9 protein-coding genes are annotated in these 16564 nt (G+C 60.7%); 8 read left to right on the plus strand and 1 reads right to left on the minus strand.

All coding sequences use genetic code 11. From position 1 onward, the window contains the following. The first annotated feature begins 548 nt into the window (after nt 1-548). The 7 genes from rplJ (at nt 549) to AC1DUY_RS29475 (ending at nt 15406) form a co-directional block, all read left to right on the plus strand. The gene (gene rplJ, locus AC1DUY_RS29445; protein WP_089268275.1) at nt 549-1067 is read left to right on the plus strand and encodes a 50S ribosomal protein L10; all 519 of its coding nucleotides are present in this window, start codon (nt 549-551) and stop codon (nt 1065-1067) included. A 54-nt stretch (nt 1068-1121) separates the two neighbouring features. Then, nucleotides 1122-1499, plus strand: coding sequence for a 50S ribosomal protein L7/L12 (gene rplL / locus AC1DUY_RS29450; protein ID WP_089268274.1), 378 nt, complete (start codon nt 1122-1124; stop codon nt 1497-1499). Between the two features lie 431 nt (nt 1500-1930). Continuing rightward, on the plus strand, nt 1931-6046 hold the full coding sequence (gene rpoB / locus AC1DUY_RS29455) for a DNA-directed RNA polymerase subunit beta (protein WP_089268273.1): 4116 nt from the start codon (nt 1931-1933) through the stop codon (nt 6044-6046). Nucleotides 6047-6171: 125 nt separating this feature from the next. Further along, nucleotides 6172-10371, plus strand: a complete 4200-nt coding sequence (rpoC, locus tag AC1DUY_RS29460) for a DNA-directed RNA polymerase subunit beta' (RefSeq protein WP_089268272.1) — start codon at nt 6172-6174, stop codon at nt 10369-10371. A 95-nt stretch (nt 10372-10466) separates the two neighbouring features. Continuing rightward, the gene (locus tag AC1DUY_RS29465) at nt 10467-10928 is read left to right on the plus strand and encodes a GNAT family N-acetyltransferase (RefSeq protein WP_184517882.1); all 462 of its coding nucleotides are present in this window, start codon (nt 10467-10469) and stop codon (nt 10926-10928) included. 267 nt (nt 10929-11195) lie between these two features. After that, on the plus strand, nt 11196-13250 hold the full coding sequence (locus AC1DUY_RS29470; protein ID WP_478118908.1) for an FAD-dependent oxidoreductase: 2055 nt from the start codon (nt 11196-11198) through the stop codon (nt 13248-13250). 125 nt (nt 13251-13375) lie between these two features. Next, nucleotides 13376-15406: an ABC transporter ATP-binding protein gene (locus tag AC1DUY_RS29475; protein ID WP_478118910.1), complete on the plus strand. Its 2031-nt coding sequence runs from the start codon at nt 13376-13378 to the stop codon at nt 15404-15406. Nucleotides 15407-15431: 25 nt separating this feature from the next. Here AC1DUY_RS29475 and AC1DUY_RS29480 read toward each other — a convergent pair whose 3' ends face one another. Then, on the minus strand, nt 15432-16028 hold the full coding sequence (locus AC1DUY_RS29480) for a TetR/AcrR family transcriptional regulator (RefSeq protein ID WP_478118912.1): 597 nt from the start codon (nt 16026-16028) through the stop codon (nt 15432-15434). Nucleotides 16029-16139: 111 nt separating this feature from the next. On the opposite strand from AC1DUY_RS29480, the gene AC1DUY_RS29485 reads away from it, so the two are divergent. Beyond that, on the plus strand, nt 16140-16538 hold the full coding sequence (locus tag AC1DUY_RS29485; protein WP_478118914.1) for a RidA family protein: 399 nt from the start codon (nt 16140-16142) through the stop codon (nt 16536-16538). Nucleotides 16539-16564: the final 26 nt, after the last annotated feature.

Raw genomic sequence — 16564 nt, forward strand, 5'->3', positions numbered from 1 at the left:
CGAAAAAGACTCGTTAAACAACCGTTTCCGGGCGTGCTGGCTGGTAGCTGGCGCGTCTGTGTTCGCACTCCGACAACCCACATCGCAGGAGACTTTTCCTTTCAGGCTGTCCATACGGATCGCTCGACGGGGATGGGACGCGCGACGCGGATTTGAGGAAGGCGGGCAGGGGTCACCAATAGGCCGGATGATGGCTTATCGATGATCCTGAATCCTGTCCGAGACTGCTGGCGCCTTAGATAAACGCAAGTTTCATCAACGGCTTAATCGTAAAACTTGATGCAGCCAGCATAGACGGGTGAAGACTGGATTTCGCCGATGTCGTTTTGTGCGACATGACGCGTATTTGGTTCGAACCTCGACACCCCGCGCCAATACTGGTTCGCCAGGACGGTTCGGGAGGGCAGGCTATCATATCGTCTCGCCCGACGTGTCTTTAGGCCATGTGTTTTAACGAGCATGGGTCTCGAGGTCAGGTTCAGGTGGGACGGTGGGTGTAACCCGGCGGTCCTATCTCGATAGAGGCCGCCAACCGGAGAGAGCTTGCTGTGGAAAGAGCGGCTAAAAAGGACGCGGTCGACGCGCTGAACGGGGTCTTCAAGACCACCAGCGTTGCGGTCGTCGCCCATTATTCCGGCCTCACCGTTGCCCAGATGCAGAACCTGCGTTCGCAGATGAAGCTGGCTGGCGCCTCGGTGAAGGTCTCGAAGAACCGTCTCGCCAAAATTGCTCTTGAAGGCACGGATGTTGCTGCCATCGGTTCCCTGTTGAAGGGCCCGACTGTGATCGCCACTTCGGACGATCCGGTAGCTGCACCGAAGGTTGCCGTCGAATTTGCCAAGGCGAACGAGAAGTTCGTCATCCTTGGTGGCTCGATGGGTAAAACCGTCCTGAACGTCGACAGCGTTAAGGCCTTGGCCGCGCTGCCCTCGCTCGACGAACTGCGCGCGAAGATCCTCGGCCTCCTTGTGGCGCCGGCGACCAAGATCGCTCAGCTCTCGACAGCTCCCGCGGCGAAGCTCGCGCGTGTTGTTCAGGCTTATGCCTCAAAGAGCGAAGCGGCCTGACGCCCTTCGCATTCAAACCCTGGTTCGAACCAAATACGCTTAAGGAAATAGACAATGGCTGACCTACAGAAAATCGTTGACGATCTCTCGAGCCTGACCGTGCTCGAAGCTGCCGACCTCGCCAAGATGCTCGAAGAGAAGTGGGGCGTTTCGGCTGCTGCTGCTGTTGCAGTTGCTGGTCCGGCTGCTGGCGGCGGCGGTGCTGCTGCTGCTGAAGAAAAGACCGAGTTCACTGTCGTTCTGGCTTCGGCCGGCGACAAGAAGATCGAAGTCATCAAGGAAGTCCGTGCGATCACGGGTCTTGGCCTCAAGGAAGCCAAGGACCTGGTCGAAGGCGCTCCGAAGCCCGTCAAGGAAGGCGTTGCCAAGGACGAAGCCGAGAAGATCAAGGGTCAGCTCGAGAAGGCTGGCGCGAAGGTCGAACTCAAGTAAGACCCTTTATGGGTTCCATCTGGAGGGCGGCCATTTGGTCGCCCTCTGGGCCGGAACCCGATGGACTACACAGGAATGTGTGGGGATGCGCTGGGAACCACCCTCGAATCTCCATGATTGCCATCCCATATCGGGACGGCAGCACGAAAAACACGGTCTGACAGCGGAAACGGCGACGTTTCCGGTTAAGCCGTTGGGAGATGGGCAATTTTCGGGCTTTTCGGTCCGTAGCTAGACGGTTTGGACGGGCGAGATGCAGTCGGGCATCGCGCACGTCGTTTTGCGTTCTGCGATTCAAATGCTCGGGAGAGGGATTTTGTTCCTCACATTGGGCGTCGAATTCGGAACGTTCTTGGAAATTCAACCCGGAGGCGATGGCAGTCGCGCTCTGGAAGGTTCGCCCCTTTCGGGCGACGCAATGAGAGGCCACGATGGGTCAGCAGACGTTCACAGGTCGCAAGCGCGTTCGCAAGTTCTTCGGTCATATTAAAGAAGTCGCAGAGATGCCGAACCTCATCGAGGTTCAGAAGGCGTCCTACGACCAGTTCCTGATGGTCGATGAGCCGACCGGCGGTCGCCTCGACGAAGGTCTGCAGGCTGTTTTCCGTTCGGTGTTTCCAATCTCGGATTTTTCGGGCACCTCGATGCTGGAATTCGTGCGCTACGAATTCGAGCCACCGAAATATGACGTCGATGAGTGCCGCCAGCGCGGCATGACCTATGCTGCGCCGCTGAAGGTGACGCTGCGTCTGATCGTGTTCGATATCGACGAAGAAACCGGCGCCAAGTCCGTCAAGGACATCAAGGAGCAGGACGTCTACATGGGCGACATCCCGCTCATGACCATGAACGGCACCTTCGTCGTCAACGGCACCGAGCGCGTCATCGTCTCGCAGATGCATCGTTCGCCGGGCGTGTTCTTTGACCACGACAAGGGCAAGACCCATTCGTCGGGCAAGCTGCTGTTCGCTGCCCGCGTGATCCCGTATCGCGGTTCCTGGCTGGACATCGAGTTCGACGCCAAGGACATCGTGTTCGCGCGTATCGACCGTCGCCGCAAGATTCCGGTGACGTCGCTGATGTTTGCGCTGGGTCTGGACGGCGAGGAAATCCTCTCGACGTTCTACAAGAAGATCCAGTTCAAGAAGATCAAGGAAGGCTGGCGCGTTCCGTTCGACGCCACCCGTTTCCGTGGCTATTCCACCGTCAACGACCTGATCGATGCCGACACCGGCAAGGTCGTGCTCGAAGCCGGCAAGAAGCTCACCGTGCGCGCTGCCCGCCAGCTCGCCGAGAAGGGCCTCAAGGCGCTGCGTCTGACCGACGAAGAGTTGGTCGGCAACTATCTCGCCGAGGACCTCGTCAACGTGAAGACCGGTGAAATCTACGCCGAAGCCGGCGAAGAGATCACCGAGAAGTCGCTGAAGGCGCTGAACGAGGAGGGCTACAAGGAACTCCCGCTGCTCGACATCGACCACGTCAATATCGGTGCCTATATCCGCAACACGCTCTCGGCAGACAAGAACCTGACGCGTGAAGACGCGCTGTTCGACATCTATCGCGTGATGCGTCCGGGCGAGCCGCCGACGCTCGAATCCGCGCAGAACATGTTCCAGTCGCTGTTCTTCGACTCGGAGCGTTACGATCTCTCGGCCGTGGGCCGCGTGAAGATGAACATGCGCCTCGAACTCGACGCGCCGGACACTCATCGCACGCTGCGCAAGGAAGACATCCTGGCCGTCATCAAGACGCTGGTGGACCTGCGCGACGGCAAGGGCGAAATCGACGACATCGACCATCTCGGCAACCGCCGTGTGCGTTCGGTCGGCGAGCTGATGGAAAATCAGTATCGCGTCGGCCTGCTGCGCATGGAGCGCGCCATCAAGGAACGCATGTCGTCCGTCGACATCGACACCGTGATGCCGCAGGACCTGATCAACGCGAAGCCCGCGGCTGCCGCGGTGCGCGAGTTCTTCGGTTCGTCGCAGCTATCGCAGTTCATGGACCAGACCAACCCGCTCTCGGAAATCACCCACAAGCGCCGTCTCTCGGCGCTTGGACCGGGCGGTCTGACCCGCGAGCGTGCCGGCTTCGAAGTCCGCGACGTGCATCCGACCCACTACGGCCGTATCTGCCCGATTGAGACGCCGGAAGGCCCGAACATCGGTCTGATCAACTCGCTCGCCACCTTCGCGCGCGTCAACAAGTACGGCTTCGTCGAGACCCCTTACCGCAAGGTCAAGGACGGTCGCGTCACCGATGAGGTCGTGTACTTGTCGGCGATGGAAGAGGGCCGCTACTCGGTCGCGCAGGCGAACGTGTCGCTCGACGCCAAGGGCAAGTTCACCGAAGACATGATCATCTGCCGTCACGCCGGCGACGTGTTGCCGCTGCCGGCCGACAAGGTCGACTACATGGACGTGTCGCCGAAGCAGCTCGTTTCGGTCGCTGCGGCGCTGATCCCGTTCCTCGAGAACGACGACGCCAACCGCGCGCTGATGGGCTCGAACATGCAGCGTCAGGCCGTGCCTCTGGTGCGCGCCGAAGCGCCGTTCGTCGGTACCGGCATGGAAGCCGTCGTGGCCCGCGACTCCGGTGCTGCGATCGCTGCCCGCCGTTCGGGTGTCATCGACCAGATCGACGCAACCCGCGTGGTTATCCGCGCGACCGAAGATCTCGATCCGACCAAGTCGGGCGTCGATATCTATCGTCTGATGAAGTACCAGCGTTCGAACCAGTCGACCTGTATCAACCAGCGTCCGCTGGTGAAGGTTGGCGACATCATTCGCAAGGGCGACATCATTGCCGACGGTCCGTCGACCGATCTCGGTGAACTCGCACTCGGCCGTAACGTGCTCGTCGCGTTCATGCCGTGGAATGGCTACAACTTCGAAGACTCGATCCTCCTCTCGGAGCGGATCGTGAAGGAAGACGTCTTCACCTCGATCCACATCGAGGAATTCGAAGTGATGGCCCGCGACACCAAGCTCGGCCCTGAGGAAATCACCCGCGACATTCCGAACGTGTCGGAAGAAGCGCTGAAGAACCTCGACGAAGCCGGCATCGTCTATATCGGCGCTGAAGTCCGCGCCGGTGACATCCTGGTCGGCAAGATCACGCCGAAGGGCGAAAGCCCGATGACGCCGGAAGAAAAGCTTCTGCGCGCCATCTTCGGTGAGAAGGCGTCGGACGTTCGCGACACCTCGCTCCGCGTGCCTCCGGGCGTGCAGGGCACGATCGTCGAAGTCCGCGTGTTCAACCGGCACGGCGTCGACAAGGACGAACGTGCTCTGGCGATCGAGCGGGAAGAAATCGAACGTCTCGCCAAGGACCGTGACGACGAACAGGCCATCCTGGATCGTAACGTCTACGGCCGTCTGGCTGATCTTCTGGAGAACAAGGTCGGCATCGCCGGTCCGAAGGGCTTCAAGAAGGACGGCAAGATCACGCGCGCTGTGCTCGACGAAAATCCGCGGTCGCAGTGGTGGATGTTCGCCACCGCGAACGACAAGCTGATGACCGAAATCGAAGCGATGCGGAAGCAGTACGACGAATCGAAGAAGGGCCTTGAACAGCGCTTCCTCGACAAGGTCGAGAAGCTGCAGCGTGGCGACGAACTGCCGCCAGGCGTGATGAAGATGGTCAAGGTCTTCGTCGCGGTGAAGCGCAAGATCCAGCCCGGCGACAAGATGGCCGGACGTCACGGCAACAAGGGCGTGGTGTCGAAGATCGTTCCGATCGAAGACATGCCGTTCCTTGAAGACGGTACGCATGCGGACATCGTGCTGAACCCGCTCGGCGTGCCGTCGCGCATGAACGTCGGTCAGATCTTGGAGACGCATCTTGGCTGGGCCTGCGCAGGCATGGGCAAGAAGATCGGTCAGACCATCGACGCCTACTACCAGAAGCAGGATCTGAAGCCGCTGCGCGACACCCTGAAGAAGGTTTACGGCGAAGACGAAGTCATCAAGTCGCTGAACGACACCGAGCTGCTTGAACTGGCGCGTAACCTGAAGCCCGGCGTGCCGATTGCGACGCCGGTGTTCGACGGTGCGAAGGAAGCCGACATCGAAGAGATGTTGAAGATGGCTGGCTTCGACGCATCCGGTCAGTCCACCGTCTATGACGGCCGGACCGGCGACCAGTTCGATCGCAAGGTGACCGTGGGCTACATCTACATGCTCAAGCTTCACCATCTCGTGGACGACAAGATCCACGCGCGTTCGATCGGTCCGTACTCGCTCGTCACGCAGCAGCCGCTGGGTGGTAAGGCGCAGTTCGGCGGCCAGCGCTTCGGTGAAATGGAAGTGTGGGCGCTCGAGGCTTATGGCGCGGCGTACACGCTCCAGGAAATGCTGACGGTGAAGTCGGACGACGTCGCAGGCCGTACCAAGGTCTACGAGGCGATCGTGCGCGGCGACGACACGTTCGAGGCCGGTATCCCGGAATCGTTCAACGTGCTGGTCAAGGAAATGCGCTCGCTCGGCCTCAACGTCGACCTGCACAATTCCAAGCTGCCGGGGCCGACCTCCGAAGCTGCCGAGTAAGAACAAGCGTTACGCCCGGCCTGATGGCCGGGCGTCCGCACCCAGCCGGGACGTGGGGCAGGGTGTGTGGCTCTAAAGAATTTCGAATTTGCTGCTGATGGCGATCGGCACGCGAGGAGAAGACGATGAACCAAGAAATTATGAATCTCTTCAATCCGACGACTCCGGCTCAGGTCTTCGACCAGATCCGGATCTCGATTGCGTCCCCGGAGAAGATTCTGTCGTGGTCCTACGGCGAGATCAAGAAGCCGGAAACCATCAATTACCGTACCTTCAAGCCCGAGCGCGACGGCCTGTTCTGCGCCCGTATCTTCGGGCCGATCAAGGATTACGAGTGCTTATGCGGCAAGTACAAGCGCATGAAGTACAAGGGCATCATCTGCGAGAAGTGCTCGGTCGAAGTGACCTTGTCGCGCGTCAGACGCGAGCGCATGGGTCATATCGAACTGGCCGCTCCGGTTGCGCACATCTGGTTCCTGAAGTCGCTGCCGTCGCGCATCGGCCAGTTGCTGGACATGACGCTCAAGGATCTCGAGCGCATCCTGTATTTCGAATACTACGTCGTTCTCGAGCCGGGTCTCACCGCGCTCAAGGACCGTCAGCTGCTGTCTGAAGAAGAATATCTGAAGGCGCAGGACGAATACGGCCAGGACTCGTTCACCGCGATGATCGGTGCCGAGGCGATCCGTGAACTGTTGAAGGGTCTGGAGCTTGAGAAGCTCGACGAGCAGCTGCGCGTCGAGATGAAGGAGACCGAATCCGACATCAAGCACAAGAAGCTCGCCAAGCGCCTGAAGATCGTCGAGGCCTTCCGCTATTCCGGCAACAAGCCGGAATGGATGATCCTCACGGTGGTGCCGGTGATCCCGCCGGATCTGCGTCCGCTGGTGCCGCTCGATGGCGGCCGCTTCGCGACGTCGGATCTGAACGATCTGTATCGCCGCGTCATCAACCGTAACAACCGCTTGAAGCGTCTGATGGAGCTCCGCGCGCCGGACATCATCATCCGCAACGAAAAGCGCATGCTGCAGGAGGCCGTCGACGCACTGTTCGACAACGGCCGCCGTGGCCGTGTCATCACCGGCGCCAACAAGCGTCCGCTGAAGTCGCTGGCCGACATGCTGAAGGGCAAGCAGGGTCGTTTCCGTCAGAACCTGCTCGGCAAGCGCGTCGACTATTCGGGCCGTTCGGTCATCGTCGTCGGTCCGGAACTGCGTCTGCATCAGTGCGGCCTGCCGAAGAAGATGGCGCTCGAACTGTTCAAGCCGTTCATCTATTCGCGTCTCGACGCCAAGGGTCTGTCCACCACGGTGAAGCAGGCGAAGAAGCTCGTTGAAAAAGAACGTCCCGAGGTCTGGGACATTCTCGACGAGGTCATTCGCGAGCATCCCGTACTGCTGAACCGCGCGCCGACGCTGCATCGTCTGGGCATCCAGGCGTTCGAGCCGGTGTTGATCGAAGGCAAGGCGATCCAGCTGCATCCGCTGGTCTGTTCGGCCTTCAACGCCGACTTCGACGGTGACCAGATGGCCGTGCACGTTCCGCTGTCGCTCGAAGCGCAGCTGGAAGCGCGCGTCCTGATGATGTCGACCAACAACATCCTGCATCCCGCGAACGGTCAGCCAATCATCGTGCCGTCGCAGGACATCGTGCTGGGTCTGTACTACCTGTCGACCATGCGTGCGGGTCTCCCGGGCGAAAACAAGCTGTATCGTGAGATGGCGGAGATCGAGCATGCGCTGCATGCGAAGGTCATCCACCTCCACACCAAGATCAAATACAGCTGGTCCGGTCTCGACGCGGACGGCAAGCCGGTCACGCGCATGGTGGAAACCACTGCCGGTCGTGCGATGCTCGGTCAGGTTCTGCCGAAGTCGCCGAAGATGCCCTTCGACGTCATCAACAAGCTGATGACCAAGAAGGAAATCTCGGGCGTCATCGATCAGGTCTATCGTCACTGCGGTCAGAAAGAGACCGTGATCTTCTGCGATCGCATCATGGCGCTCGGCTTCTACAACGCGTTCAAGGCCGGCATCTCGTTCGGCAAGGACGACATGGTCGTGCCGGGTTCGAAGTGGAAGATCGTCGACGCCACCCGTGCGTTCGCGAAGGACTTCGAACAGCAGTACAATGACGGTCTGATCACCCACGGTGAGAAGTACAACAAGGTCGTCGACGCCTGGTCGAAGGCGGGTGAAGAAGTCGCCAAGGAGATGATGAAAGAAATCTCCTCGGTGAAGAGGAATGCGGCGGGTGAAGAAGCCCAGATCAACTCGATCTACATGATGGCGCATTCCGGTGCCCGTGGTTCGCCGGCCCAGATGCGTCAGCTCGGTGGTATGCGCGGCCTGATGGCCAAGCCGTCGGGCGAGATCATCGAAACGCCGATCATCTCGAACTTCAAGGAAGGTCTGTCGGTTCTCGAATACTTCAACTCGACCCACGGCGCTCGTAAGGGCCTCGCGGACACCGCGTTGAAGACCGCGAACTCGGGCTACCTGACCCGTCGTCTCGTCGACGTGGCGCAGGACTGCATCATCACGCAGACCGATTGCGGCACCAATCTCGGCATCAAGATGCGCGCCATCATCGACTCCGGTTCGGTGGTCGCATCGCTGGCGTCGCGTATCCTCGGTCGTTCGGCCTGCGAAGACATTCGCGATCCCGCGACCAACAAGGTGCTGATCAAGCGCAACACGCTGATGGAAGAGAAGGACGTCGATCTGCTCCAGCAGGCCGGCATCCAGGAAGTGAAGATCCGTTCGGCCCTCACTTGCGAACTGGTCAACGGCATCTGCGGCACCTGCTACGGCCGCGATCTGGCCCGCGGCACGCCCGTCAACCACGGTGAGGCCGTCGGCGTCATCGCGGCGCAGTCGATCGGCGAGCCCGGCACGCAGCTGACGATGCGTACGTTCCACATCGGCGGCGCGGCGCAGCTCAACGAGCAGTCGGTGATCGAGTCGAACTTCGACGGCAAGATCACGATCAAGAACGAGAACATCGCCAAGAACGGCGAAGGCCACATGGTTGCAATGGTGCGCAACATGGTCATCGCCATCTCTGACGCCGATGGCACCGAGCGTGCGACGTATCGTATCCAGTACGGTGCTCGCGTTCACGTGGCCAACGGCGACATGATCAAGCGTGGCCAGCGTATCGCGGAATGGGATCCGTATTCCCGTCCGCTGCTGACCGAAGTCGACGGCACGATCGGGTTTGAAGACCTGATCGACGGCCAGTCGATTACGGAAACGCTCGACGAGTCGACCGGTATCGCCAAGCGCGTCGTTACCGACTGGCGTTCGTCGCGTGGCGGTGCGGATCTGCGTCCGGCCATCGTCATCAAGGGCAAGGACGGCAAGGTCCTCAAGCTCGCACGTGGCGGCGACGCCCGTTACATGCTGTCGCCCGACGCCATTCTGTCGGTCGACGTCGATGCCAAGGTGACCTCGGGCGACATTCTTGCCCGTGTCTCGATGGAAAGCGCGAAGACGCGTGACATCACCGGCGGTCTGCCGCGGGTGGCCGAACTGTTCGAGGCGCGCAAGCCGAAGGACGCGGCGATCATCGCGGAAATCGGCGGCACCATCCGCTTTGGACGCGACTACAAGAACAAGCGTCGCATCTCGATCGAGCCGCTCGACAAGAACGAGGAGACCCGCGAGTACCTCATTCCGAAGGGCAAGCAGATCCATCTGCAGGACGGCGACATCGTCGAAAAGGGCGATTACATCGTCGAAGGCAATCCGGCGCCGCACGACATTCTGGCGATCAAGGGCATCGAGGAACTCGCTGCCTATCTGGTCAACGAAATCCAGGAAGTTTACCGGTTGCAGGGCGTGCTCATCAACGACAAGCACATCGAAGTGATTGTCCGTCAGATGCTGCAGAAGGTCGAGATCACCGATCAGGGCGAGACCGACATGATCTCGGGCGAGCAGATCGACAAGATCGAGTTCGACGCGCTGAATCTGAAGGCGAAGGAAGAAGGCAAGAAGATCGCGACCGGAAACCCTGTGCTGCTGGGCATCACCAAGGCCAGCTTGCAGACCCGTTCGTTCTTCTCGGCAGCGTCGTTCCAGGAGACCACGCGCGTGCTCACCGAAGCTGCCGTCAACGGCAAGGTGGACCCGCTCGAAGGCCTCAAGGAAAACGTCATTGTCGGCCGCCTGATCCCAGCCGGTACCGGCGCCTCGATGGCGAAGATCCGCGAAGTCGCAATGAAGCGCGACAAGATGATCCTCGACGAGCGCGAGAAGCAGGCGGCGATCGTGCCGTCGGCTCCGGAGCCCGAGCCGCTGATGCTGCCGTCGGCCGAGTAATCGGGCCGGGCAGACTTAAGAAACGAAAGGGCCGGCGCAAGCTGGCTCTTTCTCGTTTGGATCTGTTCATTCGGTTGGCAACGGAGAGCGGTCAGATGACATGCGATATTCGGCCGGCTCAAGTCGGCGATGCAGCAGGTATCAGCCGCGTCATCATCCGCGCGCTGCGCGAAACCAATGCGAAGGATTACACGCCCGATATCATCGCGCGGGTTGAACTCAGTTTTAGCCCCGCGGCTGTCGAACGATTGATCGACCAGCGCGAGGTGTTCGTTGCCGAGATGGACAATCGTGTTGTCGGCACGGCGAGCCTGGATGGGCAGGCCCTGCGGACCATGTTCGTCTTGCCGGACGTGCAAGGGCGCGGCATCGGCCGTTTGCTGGTGCAACGGATCGAGAGGGTCGCCCGCGAACGACAGCTTGCGATTTTGACGGTTCCGGCGACGGTCACCGCAGAGGCTTTTTACGCGAGACTGGGCTTCACGGCCGTTCGCGAGGCCTATCACGGTGAGGAGCGGACCATCGTCATGGAGCGTGTCTTGTCGCCGACCAACTGACCTGCCACTGCAGATCACATCAATGCCATGGAAAAGGCCGGCGAAAGCCGGCCTTTTTCGCGTGTGACGTGTATTGCAGCGCACTACATGCTTTTGTTCATCTTTCCTTCAGCTGAAAAATGTTTTCACTTGGAGGGGGTTAGCGCGAGTCGACGGGGTCGACGGGCCAGCCTTGCAGCGTCAGCGGATTCCGCTTTGGCTGGGAATACGTTACATCGACCGTTGCCGGATATTGCCGCCGGCAAACACGACGCGTGAAAGAAACCTATGCTTGATCTTGCAATTGTTGGTGGTGGTCCAGGCGGCCTGATGAGCGCCTGGTATCTCAAGAAGAAGCTCGGCGATCTCTGTCGTGTCACCATCTACGAGGCGTCCGACCGCGTCGGCGGCAAGATTCTCACGCGCAAATTCGATACAGCGCCAGCCATGTACGAAGCTGGCGTTGCGGAAATCTACGATTACTCGATGACAGGGCCGGATCCGCTGCGCGAGCTGATCCAGCATTTCGGCCTGCAAACCATTCCGATGGATGCCGAGCAGGTGCAGCTGGACGGCGAGCTGCTCAACGACGTGCCGGGCATGCGCAAGAAATACGGCGCCAAGACCGCAGCCGCCATCGAGGCTTTCCGCAAGAAGTGCGCGAGCATGGTGTCGCCGATCGAATATTACGAAGGCGTCGGTTCGCACGACAACGAACACCCTTGGGCATGGATAAATGCCGAGGAGCTGCTCGACAAGGAAGTCAGCGATCCCATTGCCAAGCGCTTCCTGAAGGTGATGGCGCGCTCCGACATCGCGACCGAGACGCACAACACCAACGGCCTCAATGCGCTGAAGAACTTCGTGATGGATGTCGATGGCTATATCGGCCTCTATTCGATCCAGAACGGCAACGAGCAGCTGATCTCCTGCCTGCAGTCGGAAGTCGATGCCGACATCCGGCTGAATCACCGTGTGCTCAAGGTCGGCAAGACCGAGCAGGGCCGCTATCAGCTCGACATGATGAATGGCAAGGGGCCGGACACCCGCGATTTCGATCTCGTGGTGATGTGCCTGCCGCATTCGTGGCTGGCGACCATGCGCTGGGACGGCGAGCAGCTGCGCAAGTCGATGGTCAAGCATGTCGCTTACTTCGACCGCCCGGCGCATTATCTGCGCATTTCGCTGCTGTTCGATACGCCGTTCTGGGGCGAGCAGATTCCCGGTGCCTGGTTCATGTCGGAAGCCTTCGGCGGCTGCTGTGTCTATAACGAGGGCGCGCGCCACGATGTCGGCAAGCATGGCGTACTGAACTGGCTGGTGCCAGGCTCCGACGCGCTGGCCTTTGCCAACCTCACAGATGATGAGTTGATCGATGCCGCGCTGAAGTCGTTGCCGGCCTCGTTTGGCGATGCGCGTGCGCATCTGCTGGAAGGCAAGATCCATCGCTGGCTGTCGTCGGTCAACGCGATCCCCGGCGGCATGCCGGTGCGCGACGTCATGACCAATCACCGGCCGGAGCCGAAGGATCATCCGGGGCTCGTCGTGGTCGGCGATTATCTGTTCGACTCCACGCTGAACGGTCTGCTCGACTCCTCCGATGCCGCCACCGACATCATCCTCACCGAGATGATGCGCCTGCGCCGTGCGCAGGGTCAGAATGGCACGACGATCTCCGACAAGATCGATCGCGACTATTTCCAGAACTATCGCGGTGTCGGTCCTTATAGCGAGGTCTGGAGCCAGTTCACCGATCCGGCGTATCTGACAAATCTCATCAAAATCGTCTGGGGCCGCGCCAAGGGCTACAAGCTGCTGGTCGCGGGCTCGGCATCAGGCGAACTGGTCGGCGCGCTGCGTGCCAGGGGGATCGACGCCTGGGGTGTCGAGAACAACAAGGCGATCCACGCCAGGACGCCAAAGGCGCTGCAGAAGTTCAACAAACTCGGATCGATCACCGATCTGCCCTTCAAGGCCGGGCAGTTCGATTTCGTATTCGAGACCAGCCTGTGTCACGTGAGCGACAAGCAGGTGGTGACGGCCGTGCAGGAGCTCAACCGCGTCGTGAAGACCGGCCTCGTGTTCGGCTCGGTCACGTCCGACATGGCGCCGGCGGTGATCGATCGCTATGACCTGCTGCGCGGCGTCAAGAAGCTCGGCACCTGGTGGGAATGGTCGGAACTGTTCTTCGGCAACGGCTTCGACCTGTCGATGCATCGCCGCGACTGCACCGAGGCGGTGTGGGAAGCGACACTGGCCGCCGGCAAGGGGCCGGGCCACTGGTATGCCGACGCGGACAGCCTGCGTTACTCGTTCTTCGACAAGGTCGATGCCGAGGATTGATCTTTGGCGTCGGCCTTCGGTTGCTTTGCCGAGGACATTCTGATCGCATAGGATCATTGCCGTGGCTGTCCGGGCCGCTTCATTGATTCTTGCGGTCGAAGGACCGTGCAGCAACGGTTCGTTCCATGGCGTCGAAGCCACCTCCCAAGCCTCCATCTGACGACAAGAACGCGGCCGAGCCGGCCACGCCGCTCGATGACAAGTTTGCGCTCCCGGTTGGCGCCGCCGCTGCTTCGGTTCCCAGCACGAAACCGCCGGCTGTCGAGAAGACGGCAAAAGCCAAGCCTGCCGTCGATGATGACGACGAGGATGAAGACGACGAGCTCGATGACGATGATGACGAGGAACTCGTCGTCTTCACCGCGCGCGAGGCCGCCGGCGCATTCGGAACGGTCTATCGTTTCACGCGGCCATTGCTCGGCAAGTACCGCAAGCTGCTTGGCTTCGTTGGCTTCGGCGTTCTGGTCGAGACGCTGTTCAACGTCATCATGCCGCTCAGCCTCAAATATCTGATCGACGACGCGCTCGGCGAGGAAGATTTCGACGCGCTGTTCAAGATCCTGTCGGTGCTGGCCGTCGCCGGCATTGTCACGTCGATCGTTGCGATCTGGTATGAGCGTTGGGACGCCAAACTGGCAGCCTCGATCATCGCGGACGTCCGCTCGCGCCTGTTCGATCACGTGCAGGATCTGCCGTCGGCCTATTTCGCCCGCACCAAGCGCGGTGAGATACTGTCCCGCTTCTCGATCGATCTGTCGTCTTTCGAGACGGCCATCAAGAGTTTCGCCAACAGCGCATTGCTGCCGTTCCTCGAACTGATCGCCGGCATCGGGCTGATGCTGTATCTGAACTGGCAGCTGGCCGCGGTCGCGCTATTGATTTTCCCGATCACACTGATCGGCCCGCGCATTCTGACGCCGAAGGCCGTGCAGGCCAATTACGACCAGAAGCTCAGCGAAGCTTCAGTGCTCGGCATGGTGCAGGAAAACATCGCGGCACAGGCGGTGATCAAGGCCTTCAGCCTGCAGCGGCGTACCATGGGCTGGTTCCGGCTGCGCAATAACGAAACGCGGGACAGGATCGCGGCGGCGACCTTCCTGTCGACCATGGTCGAGCGCTCGGTCACCGTCTCGGTATTGCTGTTGCATTTGGTGGTGCTGGCGATCGGCGCCTATCTCGCCACCAAGGGGCAGATCACGGTTGGTACGTTCGTTACGTTTGAAAGCGCGTTCTGGGAGGTGTCCTACAACATCGCCCATGTGATGCACTTTATCCCGGTGTCGATCCAGGCAGCGGCCGCCGTGCGGCACATGGAGGAGATGCTCGACGAGCCCACCCGCGGTGCCGACAAGCCCGGCTCACCGGAGCTGCCGCGCATTGTCAACGACATCACGTTCGATCGCGTCTCGTTCAAGTATGAGAACAGCCAGCAGCTGGTGCTGGACAATCTCAGCCTCAAGATCAATGTCGGTAAGACCGTCGCCATTGTCGGTCCGTCCGGTTCCGGCAAGAGCACGTTGCTGAACCTGATCCTGCGGCTCTATATGCCGGACGAGGGCAGGGTGACCATTGACGGCGTCGATATCCGCAAGATCACGCGCGAGTCCCTGCGCGGACACATGGCCGTGGTGTTCCAGGAGAACATGCTGTTCAACATGTCGATCCGCGAGAACATCCGGCTCGGCAAGGAAGGCGCCACCGACGAGGAAGTCGAGCAGGCGGCGCGCAAGGCCGAGATCCATCGCTACATCATGAGCCTGCCGGACAAATACGATACCCAGGTCGGCGAGCGCGGCGATACGCTCTCCGGCGGCCAACGCCAGCGCATTGCGATCGCGCGGGCCGTGGTCCGCAATCCGTCGGTGCTTCTGCTGGATGAGGCGACATCCGCCCTCGACCAGACAACCGAGGCGGCGCTCAACAAGACGCTGTTCAAACTCGCCAAGGGCCGCACCCTGATTTCGTCGACGCACCGGCTGGCCGCCGTGGTGGATATGGACGAAATCATCGTCATCAACGGCGGCAAGGCGATCGAGCGCGGCTCGCACAAGGAGCTGCTGGCGCTGAACGGTACCTACCGCCAGCTCTGGGACGACCAGCGGCACAGGTCGTCTGCCAACGACGATGATGATGACGAGGATGACGACGACGAGTGAGCGCATCTGAAGATGTGTGAGTCGATCATCCCGCCGTTCGCAGCAAGCCCGCAGCGAGCTGGCGGAAAGCCTCGACAGCTTTCGTAAGGACCGCGTGGGGATCGTCGGCGGCAGCGATCCAGAGGGCGGCGTTGAGCGCCGCGCCATTGATCAGACGGGCCGCCGCTTCGGCATCGACAGGCTTGACCGTTCCATCGTCGATCAGTCGCTGGATCGCTTGTGTTGTCGTGCGTAGGCACGCGGTCTGGTTGGGCCATTGCGAGGGATCGCCGAGTACGGCGGGACCGTCCAGCAACATGATGCGCTGGATCTCCGGCTCGAGGGACATTTCGATATAGGCGACGCCCTCGTTGAGAAACCCGTCCCATGCGGTGTCCGCCTGGCCGCGGGCAGCGCGCATGCGCGCCAACATCTCCGCATCGATCTGATCGATGACGGCCTGCAGCAAACCCTTCTTGTCGCCGAAGTTGTGATAGAGCGCGCCGCGCGTCAGGCCGGCTTCGGCGGTCAGATCGTCCATCGACGCGGCCGCATAGCCTTTGGCGGCGAAAGCCGTCCGGGCCGCCCGGATGAGCTTGGCCCGGGTTTCCTCCACCATTTCTGCACGCCGTTTCGCGACCACTGTCATCTCCGCAAAGTAACATACGCGCTGTATGCGTATTGACATACGAAGCGTATGTCCGATTATGCTGACATACGGGGCGTATATAATCTCTGAACAAGGACTGACACCATGACCAAACGCGACGCGATTTTCCCGGCCGGCCGGCAGGCGCTTTACGAGATCAACCGGTATTCGGCGGCGATACGATCGGGCGACCTCCTGTTTGTCTCCGGCCAGGTTGGCAGCCGGGAAGACGGGTCGCCGGAACCGGCTTTCGAAAAGCAGGTCCAGCTGGCATTCGATAACCTTGCGGCCGTGCTGAAGGCTGCAGGTTGCACATTCGACGACGTGGTCGACGTCACCACCTTCCACACCGACCCGGCCACCCAGTTCGCGGCGGTCAATGCCGTCCGATTGGCCGTGATCGGTGAACCGCCTTACCCGAACTGGACCGCGGTCGGGGTCAACTGGCTCGCGGGCTTCGATTTCGAGATCAAGGTCATCGCACGCCTCCCTGCATCCGCCTGATTGGCTGACCGTGGGCGTCGAATGAG

Source organism: Tardiphaga sp. P4_G1, from assembly GCF_056401215.1.